The 24440-nt window shown below is 43.5% G+C and carries 30 protein-coding genes; 13 read left to right on the forward strand and 17 right to left on the reverse strand.

The window, feature by feature from the left end:
- Nucleotides 1–50: 50 nt before the first annotated feature.
- Nucleotides 51–1142 carry a 3-deoxy-7-phosphoheptulonate synthase gene (locus tag AZH43_RS02995; RefSeq protein WP_067666674.1) on the reverse strand — a complete coding sequence of 364 codons (1092 nt, stop codon included), beginning with the start codon at nt 1140–1142 and terminating at the stop codon, nt 51–53.
- A 128-nt stretch (nt 1143–1270) separates the two neighbouring features.
- Nucleotides 1271–2179, reverse strand: a complete 909-nt coding sequence (locus AZH43_RS03000; RefSeq protein WP_067666460.1) for a sulfite exporter TauE/SafE family protein — start codon at nt 2177–2179, stop codon at nt 1271–1273.
- Between the two features lie 445 nt (nt 2180–2624).
- Between AZH43_RS03000 and lpxB the strand changes: the two genes are divergently transcribed.
- Nucleotides 2625–3803: a lipid-A-disaccharide synthase gene (lpxB, locus tag AZH43_RS03005; RefSeq protein ID WP_067666676.1), complete on the forward strand. Its 1179-nt coding sequence runs from the start codon at nt 2625–2627 to the stop codon at nt 3801–3803.
- Nucleotides 3804–3830: 27 nt separating this feature from the next.
- On the opposite strand, the gene AZH43_RS03010 is transcribed toward lpxB, so the two are convergent.
- Complete coding sequence (locus AZH43_RS03010; protein ID WP_067666462.1) at nt 3831–4769, reverse strand: AraC family transcriptional regulator; 939 nt, start codon at nt 4767–4769, stop codon at nt 3831–3833.
- Nucleotides 4770–4963: 194 nt separating this feature from the next.
- On the opposite strand from AZH43_RS03010, the gene AZH43_RS03015 reads away from it, so the two are divergent.
- A complete protein-coding gene (locus AZH43_RS03015; protein WP_067666464.1) occupies nt 4964–6175 on the forward strand; it encodes an alkane 1-monooxygenase in 1212 nt (403 codons plus the stop codon).
- 22 nt (nt 6176–6197) lie between these two features.
- On the opposite strand, the gene AZH43_RS03020 is transcribed toward AZH43_RS03015, so the two are convergent.
- Entirely contained in the window at nt 6198–7073 is an 876-nt protein-coding gene (locus tag AZH43_RS03020; RefSeq protein ID WP_067666466.1) for an acyl-CoA thioesterase, read from the reverse strand.
- Between the two features lie 159 nt (nt 7074–7232).
- Here AZH43_RS03020 and ybaK point away from each other — a divergent pair, with 159 nt between their 5' ends.
- The 7 genes from ybaK to AZH43_RS03055 all read left to right on the forward strand — a co-directional run bounded on the left by ybaK (nt 7233) and on the right by AZH43_RS03055 (nt 12116).
- Nucleotides 7233–7700 carry a Cys-tRNA(Pro) deacylase gene (ybaK, locus tag AZH43_RS03025; RefSeq protein ID WP_067666468.1) on the forward strand — a complete coding sequence of 156 codons (468 nt, stop codon included), beginning with the start codon at nt 7233–7235 and terminating at the stop codon, nt 7698–7700.
- 407 nt (nt 7701–8107) lie between these two features.
- Entirely contained in the window at nt 8108–8734 is a 627-nt protein-coding gene (locus AZH43_RS03030) for a 2'-5' RNA ligase family protein (protein ID WP_406564604.1), read from the forward strand.
- On the forward strand, nt 8731–9252 hold the full coding sequence (gene cobU, locus AZH43_RS03035; RefSeq protein WP_067666472.1) for a bifunctional adenosylcobinamide kinase/adenosylcobinamide-phosphate guanylyltransferase: 522 nt from the start codon (nt 8731–8733) through the stop codon (nt 9250–9252). Before AZH43_RS03030 ends, cobU begins: the two co-directional genes overlap by 4 nt.
- Nucleotides 9249–10301, forward strand: coding sequence for a nicotinate-nucleotide--dimethylbenzimidazole phosphoribosyltransferase (cobT, locus tag AZH43_RS03040; RefSeq protein WP_067666474.1), 1053 nt, complete (start codon nt 9249–9251; stop codon nt 10299–10301). Before cobU ends, cobT begins: the two co-directional genes overlap by 4 nt.
- Nucleotides 10302–10341: 40 nt before the next feature.
- The gene (locus AZH43_RS03045) at nt 10342–10944 is read left to right on the forward strand and encodes a histidine phosphatase family protein (RefSeq protein WP_067666477.1); all 603 of its coding nucleotides are present in this window, start codon (nt 10342–10344) and stop codon (nt 10942–10944) included.
- Nucleotides 10941–11687 (forward strand): adenosylcobinamide-GDP ribazoletransferase, encoded by a 747-nt coding sequence (locus AZH43_RS03050; RefSeq protein ID WP_067666479.1) that lies wholly within the window; start codon nt 10941–10943, stop codon nt 11685–11687. Before AZH43_RS03045 ends, AZH43_RS03050 begins: the two co-directional genes overlap by 4 nt.
- Before the next feature lie 198 nt (nt 11688–11885).
- Nucleotides 11886–12116 (forward strand): hypothetical protein, encoded by a 231-nt coding sequence (locus AZH43_RS03055; protein WP_067666481.1) that lies wholly within the window; start codon nt 11886–11888, stop codon nt 12114–12116.
- 78 nt (nt 12117–12194) lie between these two features.
- On the opposite strand, the gene AZH43_RS03060 is transcribed toward AZH43_RS03055, so the two are convergent.
- Entirely contained in the window at nt 12195–12890 is a 696-nt protein-coding gene (locus tag AZH43_RS03060; RefSeq protein ID WP_067666678.1) for an LrgB family protein, read from the reverse strand.
- 16 nt (nt 12891–12906) lie between these two features.
- Nucleotides 12907–13353 (reverse strand): CidA/LrgA family protein, encoded by a 447-nt coding sequence (locus tag AZH43_RS03065; protein ID WP_067666483.1) that lies wholly within the window; start codon nt 13351–13353, stop codon nt 12907–12909.
- A 99-nt stretch (nt 13354–13452) separates the two neighbouring features.
- Between AZH43_RS03065 and AZH43_RS03070 the strand changes: the two genes are divergently transcribed.
- Both AZH43_RS03070 and AZH43_RS03075 read left to right on the forward strand, forming a co-directional pair.
- Nucleotides 13453–14352 (forward strand): LysR family transcriptional regulator, encoded by a 900-nt coding sequence (locus AZH43_RS03070; protein ID WP_067666680.1) that lies wholly within the window; start codon nt 13453–13455, stop codon nt 14350–14352.
- Nucleotides 14353–14449: 97 nt separating this feature from the next.
- Nucleotides 14450–14929 carry a winged helix-turn-helix transcriptional regulator gene (locus tag AZH43_RS03075; RefSeq protein WP_067666485.1) on the forward strand — a complete coding sequence of 160 codons (480 nt, stop codon included), beginning with the start codon at nt 14450–14452 and terminating at the stop codon, nt 14927–14929.
- A 32-nt stretch (nt 14930–14961) separates the two neighbouring features.
- On the opposite strand, the gene AZH43_RS03080 is transcribed toward AZH43_RS03075, so the two are convergent.
- From AZH43_RS03080 to tusD, 4 genes are read right to left on the reverse strand one after another with little or no spacing between them, the layout of a single operon-like run.
- Entirely contained in the window at nt 14962–15273 is a 312-nt protein-coding gene (locus tag AZH43_RS03080) for a TusE/DsrC/DsvC family sulfur relay protein (protein WP_067666487.1), read from the reverse strand.
- 18 nt (nt 15274–15291) lie between these two features.
- Entirely contained in the window at nt 15292–15588 is a 297-nt protein-coding gene (locus AZH43_RS03085; protein ID WP_067666489.1) for a hypothetical protein, read from the reverse strand.
- A 12-nt stretch (nt 15589–15600) separates the two neighbouring features.
- Nucleotides 15601–15951 (reverse strand): hypothetical protein, encoded by a 351-nt coding sequence (locus AZH43_RS03090; protein ID WP_067666491.1) that lies wholly within the window; start codon nt 15949–15951, stop codon nt 15601–15603.
- A gap of 44 nt (nt 15952–15995) precedes the next feature.
- On the reverse strand, nt 15996–16364 hold the full coding sequence (tusD, locus tag AZH43_RS03095; RefSeq protein ID WP_067666493.1) for a sulfurtransferase complex subunit TusD: 369 nt from the start codon (nt 16362–16364) through the stop codon (nt 15996–15998).
- 71 nt (nt 16365–16435) lie between these two features.
- Here tusD and AZH43_RS03100 point away from each other — a divergent pair, with 71 nt between their 5' ends.
- Together AZH43_RS03100 and fumC are read left to right on the forward strand one after the other, a co-directional pair.
- Complete coding sequence (locus tag AZH43_RS03100; RefSeq protein ID WP_067666495.1) at nt 16436–17443, forward strand: SDR family NAD(P)-dependent oxidoreductase; 1008 nt, start codon at nt 16436–16438, stop codon at nt 17441–17443.
- A gap of 436 nt (nt 17444–17879) precedes the next feature.
- Nucleotides 17880–19274 carry a class II fumarate hydratase gene (gene fumC, locus AZH43_RS03105; RefSeq protein ID WP_067666497.1) on the forward strand — a complete coding sequence of 465 codons (1395 nt, stop codon included), beginning with the start codon at nt 17880–17882 and terminating at the stop codon, nt 19272–19274.
- Between the two features lie 341 nt (nt 19275–19615).
- Here the strand turns inward: fumC and AZH43_RS03110 are convergent, their stop codons facing one another.
- Genes AZH43_RS03110 through AZH43_RS03140 form a run of 7 tightly spaced genes read right to left on the reverse strand, consistent with a single transcriptional unit; the run spans nt 19616 to nt 24153 of the window.
- Nucleotides 19616–20734 carry a phage integrase Arm DNA-binding domain-containing protein gene (locus tag AZH43_RS03110; RefSeq protein WP_067666499.1) on the reverse strand — a complete coding sequence of 373 codons (1119 nt, stop codon included), beginning with the start codon at nt 20732–20734 and terminating at the stop codon, nt 19616–19618.
- A gap of 4 nt (nt 20735–20738) precedes the next feature.
- A complete protein-coding gene (locus AZH43_RS03115) occupies nt 20739–20948 on the reverse strand; it encodes a hypothetical protein (protein ID WP_067666501.1) in 210 nt (69 codons plus the stop codon).
- The gene (locus AZH43_RS03120; protein WP_131796923.1) at nt 20945–21169 is read right to left on the reverse strand and encodes a hypothetical protein; all 225 of its coding nucleotides are present in this window, start codon (nt 21167–21169) and stop codon (nt 20945–20947) included. The genes AZH43_RS03115 and AZH43_RS03120 overlap by 4 nt, the downstream gene beginning before the upstream one ends.
- Before the next feature lie 32 nt (nt 21170–21201).
- Nucleotides 21202–22404, reverse strand: a complete 1203-nt coding sequence (locus AZH43_RS03125; protein WP_067666505.1) for a hypothetical protein — start codon at nt 22402–22404, stop codon at nt 21202–21204.
- Between the two features lie 15 nt (nt 22405–22419).
- On the reverse strand, nt 22420–23118 hold the full coding sequence (locus tag AZH43_RS03130) for an ERF family protein (RefSeq protein ID WP_067666507.1): 699 nt from the start codon (nt 23116–23118) through the stop codon (nt 22420–22422).
- 19 nt (nt 23119–23137) lie between these two features.
- Nucleotides 23138–23725 carry a hypothetical protein gene (locus tag AZH43_RS03135; protein WP_067666509.1) on the reverse strand — a complete coding sequence of 196 codons (588 nt, stop codon included), beginning with the start codon at nt 23723–23725 and terminating at the stop codon, nt 23138–23140.
- On the reverse strand, nt 23725–24153 hold the full coding sequence (locus AZH43_RS03140; RefSeq protein ID WP_067666511.1) for a hypothetical protein: 429 nt from the start codon (nt 24151–24153) through the stop codon (nt 23725–23727). Before AZH43_RS03140 ends, AZH43_RS03135 begins: the two co-directional genes overlap by 1 nt.
- Nucleotides 24154–24440: the final 287 nt, after the last annotated feature.

The following is a 24440-nucleotide window of genomic DNA, read 5'->3' on the forward strand; positions in this document are numbered from 1 at the left end:
GTAAAAACGCCATCTTGACGATGGCGTTTTACAGTTCTTCGCGCTAACGATTAACGCTTTGGCAATACATCTTTGAGCGCTTCATGCATTTCCAGCAAGGCTTTCTCAGTAGTTTCCCAATCAATACAGCCATCAGTAACTGACTTGCCGTATTCTAAGGCGTTTAAATCCGCAGGGATGTCTTGACGGCCGCCTTTCAGATGGCTTTCAACCATCAGGCCAACAATGGATTTGTTGCCATCAAGAATTTGCTCTGTGATATTTTTTAAAACCAGCGGCTGTAAGTACGGGTCTTTATTTGAGTTGGCATGGCTGGCATCAATCATGATTTTACCGCTGACTTTGGCTTTGGCTAAAGCGGCTTCCGCTTCTGCTACAGAGCCTGCATCATAGTTGGGCTTGCCGTTGCCGCCACGCAATACGACATGCGCATAAGGGTTGCCGCTGGTATGAATGACTGAAACCTGGCCTTGGTCATTTAGGCCAAGGAAACTATGGCCATGCTTCACAGACTGCATAGCATTGGTCGCCACGGTTAAACCGCCATCTGTGCCATTTTTAAAGCCTACAGGCGAAGATAGGCCAGATGACATTTCACGGTGCGTTTGGCTTTCTGTTGTACGCGCGCCAATAGCAGACCAAGAAATTAAATCCTGATAATACTGCGGTGAGTTAGGATCGAGCGCTTCGGTTGCGCAAGGCAAGCCTTTTTCATTCAATTCACGCAACAATTGACGTCCAATACGAAGGCCTTTTTCAATATTGAAAGAGTCATTCATATCCGGATCATTGATCAGGCCTTTCCAGCCCACGGTTGTACGCGGTTTTTCAAAATAAACCCGCATAACCACATAAATTGTATCTTTAATTTTTTCGCTTAATACTTTCAGGCGGTCTGCATATTCATGCGCCGCGACAGTATCGTGAATAGAGCAAGGGCCGATGACAATGAATAAGCGCTTGTCATTGCCATCCAAAATATTGCGGACGGTTTCGCGGCCTTTCAAAACGGTCTGATAAGCAGTTTCAGTCAAAGGTACTTCTTTTTTGAGTTCCGCTGGCGTTACAAGAGGCTGAATGCTTTTTACATTCACGTCATCGATATCTGATTGAGTAATTGGGTTTGACTGTTGTGTATTCATTGCCGTCACTGGTTGTTCATACAAAAAAGGTTGTTTCATGAACTGAATATAACATGAATGCTGTACTGCATTGTTATAAAAAAGATCAATAAGTCGGTTAAAAAAAAGTGATGAATCATAAAGACAATTTAAATATTCGTACTTTTCTGCAGGCTTTCGGCATTACTTTGAATGATCATCGCTGTTTCTGGTTTAGCCGCAGGTTTAGATTTGACGGGATGCAGTATGAAATTAACACCCAGCGCAAAGAGCGTAATGCCTAAAATTTTACGGATCATTTTTTCCGGCAAGCGTGAGCTGATGAGCGTGCCGACGACAATGGCGGGAATTGAACCGCACAGCAGCCAGCCGAGCAAATGAAAATCGACATTGCCTGAGGTCATATGGCCCATACCAGCCACGAATGTCAGCATAACAGCGTGCACCACATCTGAACCAATAATGCGGATCATCGGCAGGTTAGGGAACATCAGCACCAGCGCCATAATGCCGAATGCGCCGGCGCCTACAGATGACAAGGTCACAAATATACCTAAAATAATGCCCATGATAACAATATAGAGGCGTTTATTTTTCGCTTTAAAATCGACATGCTCTAAATCTTCCGTCATGTCATCCAGCACATCAGCCTTGCGGAATTTATTGAAGAATCGTTCAATATACCCGCGGAACATAATAGAAAGGCCTGTCAGTGTCAGCATAAAGCCCAGTACTGTGGTGAGAACCGCTTTATAGCTGCTGGATTGGCTTAGGTAGTTTTCCAGAACCCAATGTGTGGCGAATGATGCAGGAATACTGCCTATTGCAAGCCAAATAACAATGGGCCAGACAATGTTTAATTTTTTGGCATGCACCAGCGAACCGCAAAACTTTGAAATAGCTGCATATAGAAGGTCGGTACCAATGGCAATGTGAGGTTCAATCCTAAACAGGCTGATCAAAATGGGTGTCATCAGTGAACCGCCGCCGACGCCGGTAATGCCGACGCAGAAACCAACCAAAACACCAGCCATAATAAATTCAAGAGGACCAAACATGGATATATGCCGAATATCAAAAAACGTGCATATCTTATGACTTTTAAATATAAGCTGTTGTCTTGATTAGTGATTTGCTTATTCTAAAAAATGATAAAGATTGAGAAAAGCATGATGTTCATACCGATGAATTGCTAGCGCTATCTGTAATGAGAAGATGTGTGGCCGCATGAGATTAGAGAGACTGAGCATCCTTAAGAGATGAACAGGCGGCTATAACGGTTTTTCCATTTTGTTTGTAGAATATTTGGCATCGCCAGCAGGTGATTTAAAGATCTGCTAAGGATGCTTTTAAATTATATTTTGACTGATCAAAATATCTTTATAGCGGCATAAACAATCTCTTGCGCTTTTATAGTCTGACTTCTGCGGTACAGCCATAAAATGCGGGACTATGCTAAAATGCGCGTACTTTAAAATATGCCAGATTGATGAGGATAAAAACTTGCAAAATCGGAAACTTAAAATTGGAATCGTGGTGGGAGAAGTCTCAGGAGATACCTTGGGCGCCAAGCTGATTCGCCGTTTTCGTGAGCAAGGCATTGATGCAGAATTTGAAGGTATTGGCGGCCCGCAGATGATTGCGGAAGGCTTTAAAAGCTATTATCCGATGGATATTCTGTCGGTCATGGGCATTGTGGAAGTATTAAAAGATATTAAAAAACTATTCGCTGTGCGTGATGGGTTGGTTGAGACTTGGGCCAAGAAACCTGTTGATGTATTTATTGGCATTGATGCGCCGGATTTTAATCTGCGCTTGTCTAAAAGCCTGAAACGAAAACAGCTTCCGATTAAAACGGTACAATATGTCAGCCCTTCTGTGTGGGCATGGCGCCAAGGCCGGGTGCATGGCATAAAGGCCAGTATTGATTTGGTGCTGTGCTTATTTCCTTTTGAAAAGACCTTTTATAAAAAATGGGATGTGCCTGCAGCCTTTGTCGGGCATCCATTGGCCAGTCAGCTGCCTTTGGCCAACCCAATTGCTGATGCCAAAATGGAATTGGGACTGAATCCAGTGCAAAAACACATTGCTTTATTGCCCGGCAGCCGGCGCGGTGAAATTGAGCGTCTTGGGCCTTTAGTGCTGGATGCTGCTCAAATTCTGATGCAGAAGCATCCGGACTATATCTATTTAATTCCGGCAATTAATGATGCGCGAAAACAGCAGATAGAAGCATTGCTGAAAAACTATCCGGCTGAATTAAAAGCGAAAGTGCAATTGCTGGAAAATACAGATGCCGAATCAAAAATTGGTCGTCAAGTGATGGATGCTTCAAATATTGTGGCGCTGGCGTCAGGTACGGCAACTTTAGAAGCTATGCTGCTGCACCGTCCTATGGTGACGTTTTATCAGTTGAATTGGCTGACTTATCACGTGGTGAAATTCTTAGTTAAGATTCCTTATTATTCTTTGCCGAATATTATTGCGGGTAAAAAAGTCATTCAGGAACTCATTCAAAAAGATGCCGTACCTGAAAAATTGGCCGCAGAAATTGAAAAATTGATGAATATTGAAACTGCGCAGATTCAGGCAATGCAGCACATTACAATGCATAAGCGATTGCTTTCGGGCAATAGTGAAGATCCTGTGCAGGCCATTTTAAACCTTTTAGAAAAACCGTAATGACAGTTTTTAGGTTGAGCTGGTTCTTTAGGCGGTTTGTTGATATTGCAGACGGTATTGACTAGGAGTTAATCCGTAGCTGCGCTTAAAGCTTTGGCTGAAGGCTGTTTCGGAAGAATAGCCGACACGATGGGCAATCTGCTGAATGGACAGCTGGCTTGAACGTAGATGCTGTGAAGCTAAACGCAGGCGGTGCTGCTGTAAATAAGCCAGCGGCGGCTCTCCTATAATTTGGGTAAACAGATTGGCGAACTTTGAACGGGACATGCAGCATTGTTCTGCCAATCCTTCCACAGTCCATGGCTGTTCCGGCTGGCCATGAATTGCAGCCAGCGCATTGGAAAGTTCTGCATGGGTTAGGGCATTCAGCCAGTTCTTGGAGTCTTTGAGCTGCGCAATATAATCGCGGACACATTCAATAAATAAAATACTGACCAGATGGTCTAATATTTTGTCCCGGCCGGGACGGATCTGATTCACTTCTACGGCTAGGAACTGCAGGCCAATCTGCAGCCATTCGGGAGCGGTGCTGCTCATAATGTGCTGAATATGCAAAAAATCCGGTAAAGCATTAAACAGCGGTTTAGCCATAATGCTGTCTACATGCCCGCGAATGGCTAAAATCATGCAAGCCTCGTGCTGCGGATATTGATCAGATTCTAAATCAATGGTTTTTTGATGCTTTTCATCAAACAGCGGCTGAATGTCCAATGCATTTTGAAATACAGGGGAGGCAGATGCCGTACAGCAATGATTTTGTCCTGAAGGCACTAAGATCAAATCACCGGATTCCAGCTGAATCCGTTCTCTATTGATATGCAGCAGTGCTTGGCCTTGCATCACGACGTAGGCAATCATTGCGCCGTGTTCATGATACTGAAAAGCCCAGTTGTTTTTCGCTTTTAAGTAGATATATTCAGAGCGGTTCAGGTGAATATCATCAAAAATTTTACTTAAAGCATCCATATTTTATCGTTCTTAATTTATTTCATTTTGGCAGGGTAAATATCTCTTCACATTAAAAAATGATGCTGAGAGGTCAGTTTCTATCAATTCATGCCAAAGACTTTGGCATAGTTTTTTTGGACGCTTGCAACTGTTCATACGCCTGAATTTCTTCAAATATAAACATAGAATAAAGAAATAGGGAAGTCCTGCAAATGAATGCACCAGTAACGATCCACACTGAACCGCCGAATCAAGAACAGGCTAAGCTGCTGACGGGTACCGCTATTGATAAAAAACGCTATGGCTGGCTGTTAAGCCCTGGCTTGCCGGTAATTGGCATGGGAATTCTGGCGGGTTATCACTTTGGACCTAAAATGACAAAAAAGGTTTTTGCCTTAGGCGGCCCATTGCTGCTGCATGTCATTATTCCTAGCATTGATGCTCTGGTGGGCGCAGATGACAACAACCCGACCGATGAAGAAATCAAAGTGTTGGTGCAAGACCCGTATTATGACCGTATTGTAAAAGTATTTATTCCGCTGCAGATGGCGGCCAATATTTTTGCTGGATATGTGGTTACCCGTAAAGATGTCTCGTTTATAGATCAAATTTTTCTAGGCATCTCTATGGGGGCTATTAATGGCATAGGGGTCAATACGGCCCATGAACTTTGCCATCGTCCGAATAAAAAAGATCATTATTGGTCACATGCGACTTTAATGCCCTTGGCTTATAACCATTTCCGCATAGAGCACCCATATGGGCACCATAAACGCGCAGCAACGCCGGAAGACCCGGCATCTTCTAAAATGGGTGAAACTTTTTATGAGTTTTGGCCACGGACCGTTTTTGGCGGGGTTAAATCTGCCATCCAAATAGAAAAACAGCGGCTTAAACGCAAAGGCCTGTCATTTTGGAGCAAAGAGAACGAGTTGTTTCATGGCTGGGCGATGAGTGCCGGATTCCATGGCGGAATGCTGTCATTGTTTGGCAAGAAAGCGGCGCCGTATTTGGCGGCCCAAGCGCTTTATGGCATCAGCTTATTTGAAATAATTAATTATATTGAACATTATGGCTTAAAGCGTGAACAAAAAGCTGACGGCAGCTATGCGCGAACGATGCCGGAACACAGCTGGAACAATAACAATGTGGTGACCAATTTGTTCCTGTATCAGCTGCAGCGCCACTCCGATCATCATGCATATCCGACACGGCCTTTTCAGGCGCTGCGTCATTTTGATGAAGCGCCGGAGCTGCCGAGCGGCTATGCAACGATGCTGATTCCAGCCCTGATTCCATCACTGTGGTTTAAAATGATGGATAAGCGTGTGTATGATCATTATGAGGGGGATTTGATGAAAGCTAATATTTCTCCAAAACGCCGTGAACGGATTTTAAGAAAGTTTGGCTTAATGGGGGCTTAGTTTGAACGTAAGCCTAATGCATTCATATTTGACGCATTAAGTTTTCTTGCTGGGTGCTGCAGACTAAGTAGCCGTTTTGCCACATTTGGCCATAACTTAAACCGCGGGCATGTGCAGTGATGGCGGTTTTCATTTCATACAGCATCGACTCATCGGCTCGAAAGGGCCTATGGAAATATATGGCATGATCTAAACTGGCATGAATGATTTTATTTGAGGCATAGCTGAGGCCATGCAGATTAAATGCAGCGGTATATAAGTTGTAATCTGAGTAATACGCCGCAATGGCTTGATGTAAGGCGCAAGAATGCAGATTTGAGCCAGACTCTATATTTTCTGATAAAGGTTCAAAAGTTTTGAGATATTCTGTATAGACAGATTCTTCCTGCTTGGGTTGAAATGGATGACTAAAAGTCACGGGACGGGATTCAATATTAAACGTCTGCATGAACGCCTCACGGTGTTCGAATGGAAGGCTGTTCTGAATCTGCTGCTTATGCCATTGTTCGGTCTGCAGCTGTTCTGCTGGCGGATATACCGGTTGAGGGCTTTGGTAATTCAATCCATCCTCAGTTTTCATATAAGACAGCATGGCTGTAAAAATCCGTTTGCCAAATTGCAGGGCGTTGACTTGAACCGTACAAAAACTAAAGCTGTCTCTTAATATTTCTGTTTTATATAGAACCGGTACGGAAGCACAGCCTGCACACAGGAAATAGGCATGCAGGCTGTGCAGCGTTTTAGATGTTGAAGGCGCTGCTGCCATAATGCTTTGCGCCAGTAATTGGCCGCCAAATATGCGCGTTCCCAAAATAGGCTGGCTTTGTCCTAAAAAATATTCATGGCTTTTCTGTTCAGGCGTCAGCATCTGAATTAAGTTTTGTGCAGCTGTTGTCATTTTGCAGTGAACTACTTTTTAATATTTTCTAAGTTAGAGCATTTCAATTTTAAAACAAGCTAAATTTGCCAAGGCTGATGTTAACATTGTTCAAGCCCTGCAAATTTATATGTAAAAGACATATAATCAACACATTGCTGTGTAAATGCTGATGATGAAATGACACCTGCTTGCAAACTTTTAAAATCACAAAAAATTGAATTTTCGATTCATGAATATGACCATGACCCAGATGCAAAAAGCTTTGGTCTAGAAGCCGCAGAAAAACTTGGGCTGCAGGTCGCAGAAGTCTTTAAGACACTGATGGTGACTGATGAAAAAAATTACTTTGTCGCCGTATTGCCCGTTCATCATCAGCTGAGCTTAAAAAAAGTAGCGGCAGCATTTGGCTGTAAAAAATTAAAAATGGCCGATCCTAAGGATGCAGAGCGTTTAACGGGTTATTTAGTTGGCGGGATCAGTCCAGTCGGGCAGAAGAAGCGTTTGAAAACGGTGATTGATGCATCGGCAGAAAGTATGGATAAAATCTATGTGAGCGGCGGCAAGCGCGGATTGGATATTGGCTTAAAGCCGCAAGATTTAGCCAAGGTGCTTGGCGCTGCTTTTGCAGATGTGATTGATGAATGATGGGCTGAACTCTGCAATTATTATGATGAGAAGCAGAAGATAGCATCTTCAGTATTGCCTATAGTGAGGAATGTTAATACCTGATCTATGCGCATGATAAACAATCATTCTATGGTGAGTGTAGTGTATTGATCAAAGGCGGCTCAGGCTGCTTTTTCTGTTTTATTGCCATGTCGTAGAATGTGTGATGAAAATATCGAATCACAATAAAAATTTTACGGTCTCCAGTCTTGCCAATGGAAATGGCTAAATGGCGCAATTATGCCGTGTAGGACAGTGGAAAATGAGCCAATAGAATTAAAAGTGAATGAAATTCATCTTAATATGAATATTGATAAAGAAAGAAGCCGTTATAAATTTTAAGAATCATGTTTAAATAAGCCCAGTAATTTAAATGTGAATTGTCCGTGTTTCTTTTGCCTTCAATGCCTGTGGTTCCAACGTGCGCTCATGACTATCCTGAGTGGCACAAAGGCCGCAATGCATTTTCTTTATGGTATTTAGAAGTCCATTCTCCAGCGCTGCTGACTTATTTGGATCAGCTGCGGGCCGCATTTTCCGATCAGTTATTTCAGCCCAATACCCGCCAATTTCACATTACTTTATTCATCTGCGGTTTTCTTGCGGAAAGTATTGAACATGATGATGATTTTCCGAAGCAAAAATTAGCAGCGCAATGCAGTCAATTGCAGGCTTTGAATCTACCGCCATTTAAACTGAAGACAGGCAAGCTGAATAGCTTTGAAAGCGCACTCTTCATTGAAATAGAAGATCCCGCACAAAATCTAAACTGTATTCGGCAGCAGCTGTATCAATGTTCAGATGAAATTGCGCCGCTGAGTTACTGCCCGCATATTACAATTGGCCTGTATGGCCATGCTTTGAACAGCAATGAAATTTTCTTACGCATGCAGCAAATTCAGCAGCAGAGTTTTGAGTTTGAAGTGCAGCAGGTGACTTTTGGCACCTATGCCGCGCAGCAGCTGCAAGGGCCGCTTACAGCGTATCAGCAATTTGAATTGGGTGGTTTATGATTCAGCTCATTTTAGGTGGGGCCCGTTCAGGGAAGAGCCGCTTAGCCGAACAGACAGCAATTTTATCGGGCTTGCCAGTCATTTATATTGCCACAGCACAGGCTTGGGATGATGAAATGCATCAGCGGATTGAGCATCATCAGGCACAGCGTCCTAAGGAATGGAGCTTGGCAGAAGAACCTTTGTATTTGGCTGAGCGCTTGCAGCAGATAGATCAGGCCGGACAAGTCATATTGATTGACTGCCTGACTTTGTGGATGAGCAACATGCTTATGCAGGATGTGGCGGGGCTGCAAGACAACGAATGCACAAAGTTGCTGCAGATTTTGCCCAAACTAAAATCTGAGATCATTTTGGTCAGTAATGAAACAGGCTTAGGTGTTGTGCCTATGGGGCAAATCAGCCGTAAATTTGTTGATGAAAGCGGGCGTCTGCATCAGCAATTGGGGCAAATTGCCGACAAAGTTATATTTTGTGTCGCGGGTTTTCCCATGATTTTGAAAGGAGATAAAGCATGAACTGGTGGTTGAATGCGTGTAAAGCGCCAAGTGAAGAAGCGAAACAGCAGGCTGAGGCGCGTCAGCTTCAACTCACTAAACCGACAGGCTCATTGTCAGAATTGGAGCGTACTGCTGTACAGCTGGCCGCTTTACAAAATCAAGTCAAGCCTGAAATTAAGCTGCCGTGGATTACTGTTTTTGCGGGCGATCATGGGGTGATGGAAGAAAATATCTCCGCTTATCCGCAGGCGGTGACCCGCCAAATGCTGCAGAATTTTGCATCTGGCGGCGCCTGCATCAGCGTCATTGCCAAAGAATATAATGCCCAGCTGCAAGTGATTGATTGCGGTTCAGTCGGGGAAGCATATGAATACGCTGGAGTAGAGCGTCATTGCATTATGCCGGGCACAGCCAATTTTGCGAAACAGCTTGCCATGACTGAAGCGCAGTGCTTAGAGGCAATGAATTTAGGCCGCCAAAGTGCTGAAAAAGCGTTGGCACAGAACGCTTCGATTTATATTGCCGGTGAAATGGGGATTGGCAACACCTGTTCAGCGTCTGCCGTCGCCTGTTTTTTATTAAATGAACCCGCGGAGCAGCTGACAGGCGTCGGTACCGGAATTCGTGCAGAGCAGCTGGCGCATAAAAAGCAGGTTATTGATCAGGCGCTGGCGCTGCATAAAAATTACGTTGCTCAAGATGCCTTTAAAGCCTTATGCGCAGTCGGCGGTTTGGAAATTGCCGCTATGGCAGGGGCTTATATCCGATGCGCGCAAATTGGCTTGCCAATAGTGGTGGATGGTTTTATTTCCACAGTATCGGCGTTAATTGCTGTTCGGTTGAATCCAGAAGTTCGTGACTGGATGCTGTTCGGACATCAATCAGCTGAATATGGGCACCGGCGCTTGCTGGATGAACTTCAGGCTCAGCCGCTGCTGAAGCTGAATTTGCGTTTGGGCGAAGGCAGCGGTGCAGGCGCATCATTGGGCATCATTAAGCTGGCCTGCAGTCTGCACAATAACATGGCGACTTTTGCCGAGGCCGCGGTCATCGGTGAAAAAGTTTAGGATAGATCAAACATTATTTTGGCAGGATTGAGAAAATCAGATGCTTCAGATTGATCTGCTTCGTCACGGAAAAACCGAGTTGAGCCATACGCTGCGAGGATCAACGGATGATGCTCTGACGGCTGAAGGCTGGCAGCAGATGCAGCAGACATTGGAGCAATCTTTAAATGCTGAAATGGCTTGGGATGTGATTTTCAGTTCTCCGCTGCAGCGCTGCCATCAGTTTGCGGCACAAACTGCCCAACGGCTGGGGCTGGAATTGAAGGTGCTGCCCAGTTTGCAAGAAATGCACTTTGGCGATTGGGAAGCCGCAGCAGTACAGCACATTTATGAAACTGAACCGAAAGCGCTGGAACAGTTTTGGCTTCAGCCAACTCAGTTCAGCCCGCCAAATGCTGAAAATATTCAAGATTTTGAAAAACGGGTCATGTCAGGGCTTGGGCAGATGTTTGAAATTCTGCAAAGCCGCAACTATCAGCGCGCGCTGGTTGTCACGCATGGCGGAGTGATTAAATTGCTGAAATGCAAAGCGCTGCAGCATCCCTTGGATGATCTGCTGAAAATGACAGCAGAATTAGGCCAATTAAGCCATTTTGAATTAGATGATGCAGACACTTTTCGCTTAGTGGAAAATCAATCATGACACCTTTCTGGATAGCCTTGCAGTTTTTGACCACATTTCCAGTTCATCTGAAAAGCATGCCCAGCAAGCAGCAGAATGGGCAGTCCTTGCTGTTTTACCCGCTGGTTGGTTTGATGATTGGGCTGATTCTTTTTGCAGTGGCTTTGATATTGCAGGCTATACCGGCCATTCTTTTGTCCAGCATCGTTTTAGTGGCTTGGATTTGGCTGACAGGCGGTCTTCATCTGGACGGTTTGGCTGATACCGCTGATGCATGGGTCGGCGGTTTTGGCGATGCCGAACGTACACTGACGATTATGAAAGATCCTGCATGCGGTCCAATTGGCGTGCTGAGTTTAATTATTATCTGTGTATTAAAGTGGTCGGCTATTTATCTGCTGCTGCAAAAACAGCTGTATAGCGCGTTAATTCTGTTTCCAATTTTAGGACGATTGGCGCCGATATACCTGTTTCTTACAACAGAGTATGTGCGTGAAAAAGGCTTGGGCAACTCCATTGCTGATTTTATTCCGCGCACAGCGTCGTGGGCATTATTTGCCGCAGTAATCGCAGCCTCAGGGTATTTTGCATGGCTAGGATTGGCCGCCAGTCTGAGCATATTGATAACATTGCTTTACCTGCGCCGTAAATTTATTCAGCGTATCGGCGGCATTACTGGCGATACCATTGGGGCAAGCATTGAAATTACGGAATGCATCGGTTTATTAACCTTTATTTTAGGCAGTTTTTATATTGCTGTTTAAATGAAGGCGTCTTTTTTATAATTCAGTTCTAAAATGAGAAATAGTAATGCAAATCATCTTGGTCGATTATTTCCTGCTATGAGTATTCTCTATGTCAATTGATTAATTATTCACATAACTTTCCTATAGAGATAATACAAATACTGAATTTACCATGCAGTGTGACCAGCCTTACATGATCCGTTTTAATAATATGAAATGAATAGCGGCAGCGGCAATAACGGTATGCTGAAATATCTCAATCATTCCATTTGCACACAGCAAGCAGTTGAAACTCAGTATGGAAAATTAAACTGGAATACTGCCGCTGCACAGCCTGATCATACTAAAAACCGCTATGTGGTGACTGTGCGTGTAGCAGACAGAATATCGCCGCTACTGCCCGCCGGCGAGTATAAAGATCAATTGTCCGTTTACATTGAATATTGATAAAGCAATTCTAACGCGGCCATATATCATTTAAAAATAATATTTATATGGCCTGATACAGATGATTTTTTGAATCCTTTAACCCAAAAGCCATACAGTTGCATGAATCAGGCTGGGTCCCAATAGCACCATAAATACGCCTGCCAGCACCATGCTTAAACAGGCGGCTACACCTTCTTCTTTATGGCGCATAAATGCTTTACTGGTGCCAAAACCATGCGCTGAATTTCCTAATGCAGACCCTTGCGCAAATTTAGAATGCAGCTTTAATCCTGCCAGTACAAGGTCGGCAAAGGCAACACCTGCAATACCGGTAATCATGGTGAATAAGATTACTAGCTCGACAGAACCGCCTAAATGAGAGGTTAGTTCCATTGCAAAGGGGGTAGAGATAGACCGCGCCATTAAGCTGTATGTTGTTTCCTGATTAAAACTGAATAACCTAGCAAGATAAAATGCGCTGACAATGCCGGACAGCATGCCAATGACGATCCCTAAGCTGATGGAAAGCAAATGATTTTTTATAACTTGGCGATACTCATAAATAGGAATGGCAAAAGCAACAGTTGCGGGGCCAAGCAGCCACACAATCCATTGATTTTCTTGCATGTATGTATCATAAGAGACATGAAAAACCAGCAAGAATATGATCAATAGAAATGGCGCAAATAAGGCAGGGGACAGCAGCATGTACGAATATTTACGGTGCAGTTTTTTGACCAGAACATAGCCTGCCAGCGTTAAAGCCAAGCAGATGAAAGGCATAGTATTCATATGAAAGAAGTTCATTTTATTTGCCTTGCATAAGATTGTGTTCAGACGATGCTTTCAGTTTGGTGTTATGCTTAAGTTTCGCCTCAAGCTTAAACCCTAAAAATACGCAATATGCAGTGCACACCATTACACAGATTGTTCCCAGAACCACAGCAACAATTAATTGCCAGCCTTGCGTTAAAAATAGCGTTTTGTATTTAATGAGCCCAACCACAATAGGAACAAAAAAGAGCACCAGCTCCGCTAAAATGAGATCTGAGCCCTGCTTAATCCATTCCAGTTTAAAAATACCGCTCAGCAAAGCCGCAGTCAGCAGCAGCAAGCCAATAACCCCGGCAGAAATCGGCAGATTAAAGCCTTTTTGAATCAAAGCGCCCGCCCACCAAATTAAAATCAGCAGGCCCAGTTGTGCCAAAGTTTTTACAAGATGCGTGATTTTCGGGTATTGCTTTAAATTAAACATAACTGACTAAATCAATAGGATTAACGCTATTGTAAAATTGACTGATCTAGATAATTATGAATAATAAAAATAAGATTATGCTTATTTGGAATAATGCAGGTGGATATTAAATCATTAAATGTTTTTGTCACCATTGTACAGAAGCAAAGCTTTAGCGCAGCAGCAGAAGAACTCTGTGTTACACAGCCCACTGTAAGTAAAATGATCCGTCAGCTGGAAGATGAAATTGGTGTTCCGCTGTTTCATAAAGGCGGCGCCGGACGCAAGCGTGAGGCGGTCATGACCAATATTGGTGAAAAAATTTATCAGCATGCTTTGGTTATTTTAAATGAACAGCTGCGCATTGCAGACACAGTGAATCAAGTGCGGGCGTTAAAGCAGGGTAAATTGACACTGGGCCTGCCGCCGCTCAGTTCTGTTTTACTGAGCACTTTAATTGCTCAATTCCACCGTAAATATCCAAACATTGAATTGAGTTTTTTTGAGGTTGGCGCTGCAGGCATTGAAGATGCCATCTTAGAAAAAAGAATTGATGTTGGAATTATTCTGGGCCATTTAAAGCCCTTTTTGAGTGGAATTCAGATTATGAATTCGCCGCTGTGCATGCTGTCGCACAAGCAGTCTCAGTGGCATGGCCGTGAACAGGTTTCTTTAATCGAGCTGAAAGAAGAATCCTTTATGCTATATGCAGATACGTTCACTTTAAATAACATGATTATTCAGGCCAGCAATTATGTTGGTTTTGAACCGAAAGTGGTGTGCAAGAGCAGCCAATGGGATTTCATCGTCAAAATGGTGGAGTCTAATATGGGTATTGCTTTATTGCCCAAGATTTACTGCGATCAACTGGATAAGCAGAAATACAATGTCAGCTTGCTGGAAAATCCAAACTTGAATTGGACTTTAAGCATGGCATGGAACACGACAGTGGCGATGAGTCCAGCAACGCGGGCTTGGCTGGAAATCATCGAGCAGCATTTAGATGAAATCCGGTTTTAAAATAGTGGAGGCTGAAAAGTTTCAAAAAGTTATGCTTTTCAAAATGCCAATATTGCATTAATTTGAACCCTATGAATTTTGCTGCCGGTTAATCAAGATGAAATGGGAAGAAATAGGTCATCAGCCATGTTCAATTGCGCGCACGTTATCAATTTTAGGTGACCGCTGGACGATGCTGATTCTAAGAAATTCTTTTATGGGCATGCGCCGTTTTGACGATTTTCAGCAGAATTTAGGTGTAACGCGCCATGTGCTGTCAGAACGGTTAAAGCGCTTGGTTGAGCATGGTATTTTGGCCAAAACGCCTTATTTTGACCGTCAGGAACGTTTTGAATATCGGTTAACCGTAAAAGGGCTGGAGCTGTATCCTATTTTATTATCGATGTCGAAATGGGCCGATAAATGGATGGATGAAGGGCAGGGAGCGCCTATTCAGTATGTGCATAAGTCTTGTGACAAACCCTTTCAGCCTGTTTTAGTCTGTTCTGAATGCGGTGAGGAAGTACATGCTAGACAGGTTAAGCCCATCTTTACTCAGACTTATTACAATATTTTAAATCAGCAAAAACGCGCTTAACCTGAAAGCGCAAGACTATTCAGCCCTTGAGCTTATAGGCAATTAGCGGGTTTTGGCACACCGGCTAAACGGCTGAGATGGCGCGCGACCAAACCCGTATTGAACCGTTCCTGTAAAATGGCATTGTTGATTTCAGGACTGACCGTTTTCATCAGGAACTTAATTAGCGGGCGGGTTGCAGGAGAGTGCCCGAATTGCTGATAAAATTGGCGAACAGCCTGCAGAATTTCTAAATGCCAAGCCGTGAGCTCCAGCTCTAGTGTTTTGGCCAGCTCTTGTGCGACATTTTCATTCCAAATGGTGTAATCGACTAAATGACCATCTTGGTCAAGCTCTAAATTCATTTCTAAAAAACCAATTATTTATTTGAGGGAAATACTGCGGGTAAATTGCAGGCACAGCTCTGCAAATGCTGCATAATCAATCAGCTGAATGTTTTTCTGTAGCGGATTCAACAGCGGCTGTTCATTTTCCAGCACAAAGCATTTTTCTAAGGCTTGAATGCTGTCATGCGCAGTATGCATGACTGATTCACCCATGAGAACGACTTGGTCACCGTCTGTATAAAGCTGCTGCAATTTAGACAGCGCAAGCGGGGCGGAAGCATAGCTGGCCTGAATCAGATATAAGGTGTGCTCTGAAATTGATTCTTGTGACATTTTTCTCCCTCCTTACCAGTACAGTACGTGATCAAATTGCTGTATGAGTTCTGCATTCAAATGAATAAATTCGATTTCTTGTGCTGAATTTTTTACAAAAGCGCTGTCCTTGTGCTGTTCTTCTATCAGTACCGGTGTCAGGTCGTAAAATTCAAAGCTGTCAACCATGTTGGATGCAATTTTGAATGCATGCTTAAGCTGGTTAAACTCTAGCTCAGACGCCAGCAGACTCAAGGCACCATCTTGCAGCAGCACCTTTACTTCGCAGCCAAATGTCGCAAGCACCATTGTTGCCGCCAGACTTTCATGCACTTGCAGGCTGGCCATGTTTGGCTGAGTTAATATGACGAGTACAGTTTTCACACAATAAACCTTTTAAATGCTGCAAATTTTAGAAAATTTAACTCTTAGAATTGAATCAAACGCTGTGAGGATTGGACGGCATCAGCCAGCTCACCTAGCCCGATTAACTCAAAGCCTTCAGCAAGATTATACTGCTGAATATTATGGCGCTGAGCATTTTCCTGATCCGTTATTCCGCGCGCCAATGCTGCGCTTACGCAAACCGGTAAACGAAGCGCAAGTTTTTGCCACTCTGCAGTCAGTTTACGCTGGTCATCCGGCACCCATTGCAAAGCATTGGCTACAGCAACACCGTCTTGGTAGAAGAACACCCGGAAATCTTCTTCCTTGCTCTGCAATGCTTGGGCTAGACCCAAAGCATGCCATGCATGGATAGAGGCCGGCGAGGAGGTAATCAATAATAAAGTGCTCATTAGAAATTCACTGCGGGATTTTGCAACAGCAGTTGACTTGCCCTGACTTCATAAGAAAAAGGTAGTATACAATGATTTTAGTGACTGGTGGATTAGGCTTTATAGGCTCGCACATTGCTTTAAGTCTTTTAGCGCAAGGACAAGAAGTCATTATTGTCGACAATTTATCTAATGCAAACTTACAGATTTTAGAGCGCTTAGAATATATTTCCGGCATGTATGTGCCATTCGTCAAAATTGATATCCGCAATACTCCGGCTTTAAATAAAGTTTTTGAACAATACTCAATCAGCGCGGTAGTGCACACTGCCGGGTTTAAATCATTAGAAGAATCTGTATTAAAACCGCTTGAATACTACAATGATAATGTCAGCTGCATCATGAGCCTTATGCGGGCGATGCAGCGTACAGGTGTGCGCACATTGGTGCATTTATCCAGTTTGGCTGTTTATGGAAAGTCATCCACAGCGCTAATGGAAGATATGCCGTTTAATTATGCTTATCCGAATCCCTACGTAAAGTCACAGCAAATGGTGGAAGAAATTATCCGCGATACAGCGCTGACCGACAATGAGTGGAAAATTGCGATTCTACGCTTATCCAATATTGCAGGGGCTTTTGAGCATGGTGTTTTAGGCGAGTTTATTGCGCCTTTGCCCAAAAATATAGTTCCTTTGGCCATGCAAGTTGGCGCGATGCAGCGTGAATTTATTGAATTGCGGCAACAGGCCAATACAACCGATAAAACTGCAGAGCGAAGTTTTCTGCATGTACTGGACTGCTGTAAGGCGGTGTCTTTGGCGCTGAATTGGTTAAGTACGCAAGAGCATAGCTGTGAGGCATTTAATATTGCAGGCGAACTGGTGTCTATAAAGCAGTTATTGGACAAAATTTCAGAAGTCACCCAAACCCCGATTAAGACTATTGAAAGCCATTATTATCCGAATGTTGAGTTTGATCAGTTGGGTAGCTCTTCTGATAAAGCGAAAGAGCTTTTAAAATGGATGCCTGAACACAGTTTAAGAAAAACCTTAGAAGATGAATGGCGGTTTTATCAGCTGACCTTAAGAGGTCAGTAATTTAGTTAAGGTCGCCATTAAATAGCTAAAGACAATCAAAGTGGAATAAGGTCGTCGTTAAGCACATTATTCATTTGACGTGCAATAAAGCTTAAGGATTTTTTCGCTATATTAGATTTTTTTGATGGCATGACTGCTTGAGATGGGTATTAAGCAGTCTTCCAGAATTAAATTTTAATTATCCATAAGGTATTTTAGATAATTAAAATTAATTATAGCCTTATTAGAATGCTCTGTAATGCCAGTGTAAGGGAAAAGAAAGCGATTTATCATAAATTCGAATTTTGAATGATCAGCATCGAAATAAAATTTTTATTTACAAATGATTATCATTTACTAAGTATTCAATCTTAAATACACTAAACAGAACAGCCATAGCCTGCATGCTTCTTGGCAGCTACAGCCAGCAACACCAACAAGGAAATGAGGTTTTAATATGCAAACACGTATCGAACATGACACCATGGGTGATGTGGAAGTGCCAAGCGAGGCAATGTGGGGCGCACAGACACAGCGCAGTCTGCAAAACTTTAAAATAGGCGGCGAGCGTTTACCTAGGCCTATGATTCGAGCGATGGGGCTGGTCAAAAAGGCCGCGGCTATTACGAATGCAGAGCTGAATCAAATTCCGCAAGAACTTTCAGGCTATATCGTCGGTGCGGCGGAAGAAGTAATTGCCGGCCAATGGGATGCTCAATTTCCGCTGGTGGTTTGGCAAACAGGTTCGGGTACGCAAAGCAACATGAATTGCAATGAAGTGATTGCTAATATTGCCAATCAGAAATTGGGCAATCCGCTCGGATCACAAAAGCCTGTGCATCCGAATGATCATGTGAACCGCGCTCAATCGACCAATGACTCTTTTCCAACGGCTATTCATGTGGCTGCCAGCCTGCAAATTAATGAATTGCTGATTCCTGCTGTGACTCAACTGCGCAATACACTGGAAGCAAAGTCCAATGAGTTCGCAGACATTGTGAAAATTGGCCGTACGCATTTGCAGGATGCGACGCCATTAACTTTAGGACAGGAATTCAGCGGCTATGTATCGCAGTTGGATCATGGCTTAAAGCGCCTGCAGCAAGCTTTATCTGGCCTCTATGAGTTGCCATTAGGCGGTACTGCGGTTGGTACTGGGCTAAATGCGCATCCTGAGTATGCAGTAAATGCTGCTGAAAAGCTGAGTGAGCTGACAGGCCTGCCTTTTGTCACCGCGCCGAATAAATTTGAAGCGCTGGCTGGGCGTGATGCTGCTGTGTTTGCGTCAGGGGCATTGAAAACTTTAGCGGCCAGTTTAAATAAGATTGCCAACGATATTCGCTGGCTGGCCAGCGGTCCGCGTTGCGGCTTTGGTGAACTGCGTATTCCTGAAAATGAACCTGGTTCAAGCATTATGCCGGGCAAAGTCAATCCGACTCAAAGTGAAGCAATGACCATGGTTGTCGCGCAGGTGATGGGGAATGACACCACCATTAACATTGCTGGCGCATCTGGCAATTTCGAGCTGAATGTTTTTATGCCGGTAATAGCATTTAATTTATTGCAGTCCATTCAGTTGCTGGGTGACGCATGCAACAGTTTTAATGACCATTGTGCTGTCGGCATAGAGCCGAACCGTGAAAAGATTGATCACTTTCTGCATGATTCTTTAATGCTGGTAACGGCGCTTAATCCAGTGATTGGCTATGAAAATGCGGCTAAAGTGGCCAAAACAGCCTACAAAGAAGGCAAAACTTTAAAGCAGGTTGCGGTAGAGCTTGGGCTGGTGACCGAACAGCAGTTTGATGAAGTGGTCCGTCCTGAGCAAATGGTTTCGCCCAACAGCAAATAATCCAAGCACATCAATTTTGAGTTGAAGCGGTACTCAGCTCCAACTCAATGATCATCAGCAGTTTGTATCTGCTCCAGAGTTGCGTACAATACGCATCTAGATACTAATTTGCTGATGATTTTTATATGTTTGATATTTATTTAACAGGGCTTTGATTTGGTTTTAAGTTGCTGTTAAATATAGTTTTTATATAGTAGTTGTTGTTAATAAATACGGTAAAAACAGCAACTTTGGTGATTATGTAAAACAAATACTTACGATATAGTTTTGCTGCTGAATTTCCTGTCAACAATACCAATATAAAAGCCCAACACTGTGAGCTTTTATAAATCTGCTGTACCTTATTTGAAAGGTAAATCAATTCCAATATCCGCATCATTCCAAATAATCTCATGTCCTGATGCATACATTTCTGTCATTTTTTCTGTAGCATGCCCGGCTAAGGTTTGAGCTGATTTTCCCGCTTTTTTATGCAGATGGATTGAAAGGGCTCGGATTTCATGAAAACTTGGAAACTGGCGTCCAGTTAAGCCTGGGTATGCATTTGCTTTCTTGCCGGCAACTAAAAATTCCCGAGACACATAATGAGGCTCTAATTGTGTCCAGTGTTTCTTAACCTGTCCCTTATTTTTGGTTTTGCCTTTTGGAACCCTATGAATAATGTACGGACTGAGCACATTATCCATACATCGATCTAATACCTGCTGCAGTTCATCGTTGATTTTAATGCGCACATAGCCAGCGCCCTCGAGAAGCTCAAATTCATCTTCAGGATCATCGGTTGTTTTCTCCTGCGCCACATGCAGATAGCCATCGCGGATATCCGACCATTTCATATTTATGATATCAATGCGTCGCTGAGTTGTGAGCATGGCTAAGTCAATGGCGTTTTTTAGCCACTGTGGCGAAACATCGCGAATGGCTTTTAGGCCCTCTATAGTGTGGCGCTTCCGTTGCTTAATTCTATATCGCTTGATTGTTTGTGCAGCAGGGTTGTCAATAACCAGCCCTTTGCTGATTGCTAAGTCAAAAATCTGGATCAGCAGGCTTCGTGTTTCAATGCTGGTTGATGCTGGCAGGCTTTCCAGCAGCTGATTTGTCATGAATAGCGTAATAGAAGATAACGCTTTATCACTCCATTCAGCACAGCGATTCAAACTATGGGTGTATGTTTTGATTGAATTCGGTGCAAGCGGCCGGCCGTCTTTTCGGCGTTTTTCAGACAAGAATTTTTGAGAAAATTCACCGAAAGTCACTTCGCCAATCACAGTCATCACAAGATCTGTAGATGGTGTTAAAATTTCATTTAACTTACGCGCAGCGCTCACTGCTTTAGATTTATCCAGCCCCATCGTGTGCCACTTACCCGTCAATGGATGGCGATATCTCCATCCATTGCCCGTGTTTCTGTATAGATTTGCAGGCAAATCTTTGTTTCTCTTTGTGCGTGGTCGAGCCATGCTATTAACTTCCTAAAACTTTATCGACTAGATCATCACCAGTTTGTTTTTGGTAGATGTTCCACTTGATGTACCACAATTTGCCTTTTTGCTCAGCGGGTATTAATCCAAGGCGGCATTGTCGCACAATGGTTTGGCGAGTAGGGGGAGTAGCCTCATGCTCGCCGTATACTCGCTTGATAAACTCAGAAACTTTAATTAAACATGCGCTCATAACATCACCTTCAACATAATTGCTTGAGCCTGAAGGCGCAGAACAAATTCCTTCCCATTCTTCAGCCACAATTTCAGGAATAGCTCAAAACGCTTTTGAGCCGCTTCATTCATTTTTCCAAGCCGATCTATTTTTAGACCGGGCTTGTTCGCTTTAGTAAAAATTGCTTCACCAATGATTTTATTGATTACGCATTGATAGCCATCACTTGCCACAAACATTGTGAACGCTGGTATTAGATTTTCAGGGCAAATCATAGCGCTGCCTCACTGCCAGAATTCTCTAACTCAAAACGGCGGCGTTTTACATACCCCATGAGTTTGGGCTGAATATCTGCATGTCTGGTTGATGCTTCGATTTCTAAGCAATCCAATTCAGTTAAATCTTTAGCATTCTGAATTTGCACCATTAATGACGGCGGTTCTTTAACTTGAGCACTTTCAGGTGGATTCAGTTCATTCAAGCGCTTATGAATTGCATCAAGAAGAGGCTTACGCTGTTCTTCAGTCCAAGATTTGGTATAACCAGTCAGGGCAGTGGCCTCTGCTGGTAATGCCGCATTGGCTGCGCGCTGCAGCAGATCGTCAAGAAGTTTCGGATATTCAAGTTCAGCTTCATAAGCTAACTTATTATCAGTAACTAACTTTTCCGCTTCAATCTGCAGGCGCTGAAGTTCTTCAATACTTAATTCTTCTGGCTCAGGATTAGATGCATATTGCTCAGGATCAAGTTCAAGCAATTTAGCTTCAGTCAGTCTGCATAAGTGCTGCTGATCTTCACGTTCAAGATGACCGTTTGCAAAAAATACTGGGCGCAACCCCAGAACAGCTTCAGTAGAAGTACATGCATTAATCTTCGCCGTGAATTCTTCGATAATTTGAGCAGGATCAGTTTTGATCTCATCTACATCTTCAATAGAGAAAGCGGTCCGTGCTGCAGGTTTGGTTTCAGTTGGCGCTGCGGCATCATTCAAAGTTGCACCTTGAATGTTCACTGAATCTACGGCTTTAGTTTTGCGCGGACGTTTCTTTGGCTTATCGTTAAACCCGTCCTTTACTTCGATTTCAGTGATCATATTGCCAAAGGTTTTGCCAAACGCTTGAAGCTGGAGTTTTGCATTATCAATATCAAGTTGAGCAAAGCCATTAGCCACGCTTAAGCAAATATCACCATGCTCATGATCATATGTAGTGCGCAAAATGCATGTTGGCATGACGATAAAAATTTCTTGCCCAGTTTCCAAATCATGTGGCTCTGCTGGCTTTGTAAATTGAATGCCAGCCAAGGTCAGCATTTCTCGCTTAATACAAAATTCATAATCAGGCAGCGCAAAAATTGTTGCAGGGAATTGATCAAGATCATCAAAATCCACCGTTTGGTCAGCTAGACGGCATATTACATGCTTGCCCGCCATCATGGCATTAAAAGCTTCTGTACCTGAAAGAATAGGGTTCATTGATATATTCTCCAATTAATGATGCATGCTGTTTTGCTGCGGGTTTTGATTTTGCTGCGGCGGTGCGTCCGACCAGCCCATTTGATCCGCTCGAGCGCGGCAGGCTTGTTGAATTTGATTATTAAATTTTGTATTGCCAAAGGTATTAATGGCCTTGTCCAACGTTTCAGGCTTTTTCGCATTGCGTATAGACACCAAAGCATCTTGATAGCGCTGTTCTAAAGGTTTCTGCTGGTTATTTGTTTGCTGCTGTGCCGGCGGATTTTTGGGTGCAGATTGGCGCTGCTGCCCTTGATTTGACTGACCGCGGTTAGCCTGCTGATTCACTTGGTTGTGATATTCGTCTGAATCATAGTCTTTGGTGTCGTCAATCAAGAACATGCCATTCAGGGCATACTTTCGTGCGTATGAGCTGGATGTACCAAATGTCTGCGCGACGTCCATGCCTTTCTTATCAATTTCCACGCCAGCATGCGCCGTAACAGTAGTTTCTTTGCCATCGGCATCGGTAAATACAACTTTTGCTGTAACCACAACTACTGGGCCAACTTGCTGCACTTCGTCCGTAATAACCAAAGTTGAATTGGTTGCCTGCAGCAAAGGCTTAACAGCTTCAAGGATGTCTTCGCAGCTGCGGAAATAGTATTTACCAAACTTGTTGTATTTGCTCTTTGGCGCTTTTAATTCAAGCTGGATTTGTTGTAATGCGTTCATTTTATTTCTCCCAGCTCAATTATTTAAACGACGTGCCAGATGCATCAGTGTTGTGTTTTGCAATCTTGTACTGCTCACACTCATGGCGTGACTTCCAGCGCGTAAAGCTGTGGTGACGGGTCACACGATCCAATTTGCGCTGCGGGTTCACGACACTCTTAACTGCAGTTTGGAATGGTAATGAATTGACTAGATCTGCTGGAGCGGCTTTATACATGCCGTTATCAACTATCACTACACCATTTAACCAGGAGAAAATCGGGGCATTCTTATCAAATACATTGCGGTCGAAGCCTTTAGAAAAATCTGCAGAAACCTTGATGATGTATTCGAACCCATTTACATCCACTTTATAGCCGTGGCTTACGCGGCAGATGAAGCGGGCAGTGATCTTCTGAGCGCCCAGAACTTCATTTACATTGCGGCGAATCCAAGACTTTGCAGCAAGCGTGGCTTCTTCTACGCGGTTAAGTTCACCTGCAGTATTTAGGATGTAGATTTCATTATTCTTCACGCAGTAAACCGTGTTACCCATGCGGATGCGATGGAAGCCTGCATCATCTAGGCCTAAGTCTTCACGGAATGGTTTATCAAAAGTCTTGTTCATTAGGCAGCTTCCAGCAGTTTGTATTGGAGCATGTGAGCCACCAGCATTTGGTTAATGCTGAGATGGTCGTTGAAGTCGGTAAAGTCGCGGATTGGATAGCCAGATGTATCCATGACTTTGTCTACAGATAGATTTGTGATTTCGGCATTGGTGAATTCACTGCCGGGTACGCCGTATGAGTCATCGATGCGTTCGAAGTCAAAGCTGACGTCTAGAGTAAAGCCGTCTAAGCGGACAACTGCAGTGCCTGAGTTGGCCGTGTTGAATTGCATAGCGGCCACAGCGTTATACGCTGGGGCGATTTGATCATTGGATGATGGCATGCCGCCAAAGTCTGGCTGGTATGCGTATGCTAATGCGCCAATTGCGATGCTGGCTGTAAATACGCTTACAGCAAAGCTATTGAAAGGAGTAAAGGTTTTGTTCATACTTATCTCGCAGTTATCTGTAAAAGCGCCTCGGGTCTCAAACTTCGGCGCTTTTTTGTTGTCTGGTGAAATAAATACTACTTTAAGTAGAAATATTGTCAATACTTTGTAGAATGTTTTTCTACTTTAGGTTGTTTTGTTTTATAGTGGGCAAAAGAAAACCCATCACTGGGATGGGTTGGATGGAGCTTGTTATGAAATTAGAATCAATAATATTTATGGAAAATAGACTTCATGAGAAATCAACTCAGCTATATCTAGAAAATTTTCCATGTACAGAAGATGAG

Origin of the sequence: Acinetobacter pragensis (assembly GCF_001605895.1) — a bacterium.
Classification (GTDB): Bacteria; Pseudomonadota; Gammaproteobacteria; order Pseudomonadales; family Moraxellaceae; genus Acinetobacter; species Acinetobacter pragensis.

Bases quoted from the DNA above. Each gene is read 5' to 3' on its own strand.
- AZH43_RS02995 (WP_067666674.1), bottom strand. From the start codon at position 1,142: ATGAATACACAACAGTCAAACCCAATTACTCAATCAGATATCGATGAC.
- AZH43_RS03000 (WP_067666460.1), bottom strand. From the start codon at position 2,179: ATGTTTGGTCCTCTTGAATTTATTATGGCTGGTGTTTTGGTTGGTTTC.
- AZH43_RS03010 (WP_067666462.1), bottom strand. From the start codon at position 4,769: ATGGATGCTTTAAGTAAAATTTTTGATGATATTCACCTGAACCGCTCT.
- AZH43_RS03015 (WP_067666464.1), top strand. From the start codon at position 4,964: ATGAATGCACCAGTAACGATCCACACTGAACCGCCGAATCAAGAACAG.
- AZH43_RS03020 (WP_067666466.1), bottom strand. From the start codon at position 7,073: ATGACAACAGCTGCACAAAACTTAATTCAGATGCTGACGCCTGAACAG.
- ybaK (WP_067666468.1), top strand. From the start codon at position 7,233: ATGACACCTGCTTGCAAACTTTTAAAATCACAAAAAATTGAATTTTCG.
- cobU (WP_067666472.1), top strand. From the start codon at position 8,731: ATGATTCAGCTCATTTTAGGTGGGGCCCGTTCAGGGAAGAGCCGCTTA.
- cobT (WP_067666474.1), top strand. From the start codon at position 9,249: ATGAACTGGTGGTTGAATGCGTGTAAAGCGCCAAGTGAAGAAGCGAAA.
- AZH43_RS03045 (WP_067666477.1), top strand. From the start codon at position 10,342: ATGCTTCAGATTGATCTGCTTCGTCACGGAAAAACCGAGTTGAGCCAT.
- AZH43_RS03050 (WP_067666479.1), top strand. From the start codon at position 10,941: ATGACACCTTTCTGGATAGCCTTGCAGTTTTTGACCACATTTCCAGTT.
- AZH43_RS03055 (WP_067666481.1), top strand. From the start codon at position 11,886: ATGAATAGCGGCAGCGGCAATAACGGTATGCTGAAATATCTCAATCAT.
- AZH43_RS03060 (WP_067666678.1), bottom strand. From the start codon at position 12,890: ATGAATACTATGCCTTTCATCTGCTTGGCTTTAACGCTGGCAGGCTAT.
- AZH43_RS03065 (WP_067666483.1), bottom strand. From the start codon at position 13,353: ATGTTTAATTTAAAGCAATACCCGAAAATCACGCATCTTGTAAAAACT.
- AZH43_RS03075 (WP_067666485.1), top strand. From the start codon at position 14,450: ATGAAATGGGAAGAAATAGGTCATCAGCCATGTTCAATTGCGCGCACG.
- AZH43_RS03080 (WP_067666487.1), bottom strand. From the start codon at position 15,273: ATGAATTTAGAGCTTGACCAAGATGGTCATTTAGTCGATTACACCATT.
- AZH43_RS03085 (WP_067666489.1), bottom strand. From the start codon at position 15,588: ATGTCACAAGAATCAATTTCAGAGCACACCTTATATCTGATTCAGGCC.
- tusD (WP_067666493.1), bottom strand. From the start codon at position 16,364: ATGAGCACTTTATTATTGATTACCTCCTCGCCGGCCTCTATCCATGCA.
- AZH43_RS03100 (WP_067666495.1), top strand. From the start codon at position 16,436: ATGATTTTAGTGACTGGTGGATTAGGCTTTATAGGCTCGCACATTGCT.
- fumC (WP_067666497.1), top strand. From the start codon at position 17,880: ATGCAAACACGTATCGAACATGACACCATGGGTGATGTGGAAGTGCCA.
- AZH43_RS03110 (WP_067666499.1), bottom strand. From the start codon at position 20,734: ATGGCTCGACCACGCACAAAGAGAAACAAAGATTTGCCTGCAAATCTA.
- AZH43_RS03115 (WP_067666501.1), bottom strand. From the start codon at position 20,948: ATGAGCGCATGTTTAATTAAAGTTTCTGAGTTTATCAAGCGAGTATAC.
- AZH43_RS03120 (WP_131796923.1), bottom strand. From the start codon at position 21,169: ATGTTTGTGGCAAGTGATGGCTATCAATGCGTAATCAATAAAATCATT.
- AZH43_RS03125 (WP_067666505.1), bottom strand. From the start codon at position 22,404: ATGAACCCTATTCTTTCAGGTACAGAAGCTTTTAATGCCATGATGGCG.
- AZH43_RS03130 (WP_067666507.1), bottom strand. From the start codon at position 23,118: ATGAACGCATTACAACAAATCCAGCTTGAATTAAAAGCGCCAAAGAGC.
- AZH43_RS03135 (WP_067666509.1), bottom strand. From the start codon at position 23,725: ATGAACAAGACTTTTGATAAACCATTCCGTGAAGACTTAGGCCTAGAT.
- AZH43_RS03140 (WP_067666511.1), bottom strand. From the start codon at position 24,153: ATGAACAAAACCTTTACTCCTTTCAATAGCTTTGCTGTAAGCGTATTT.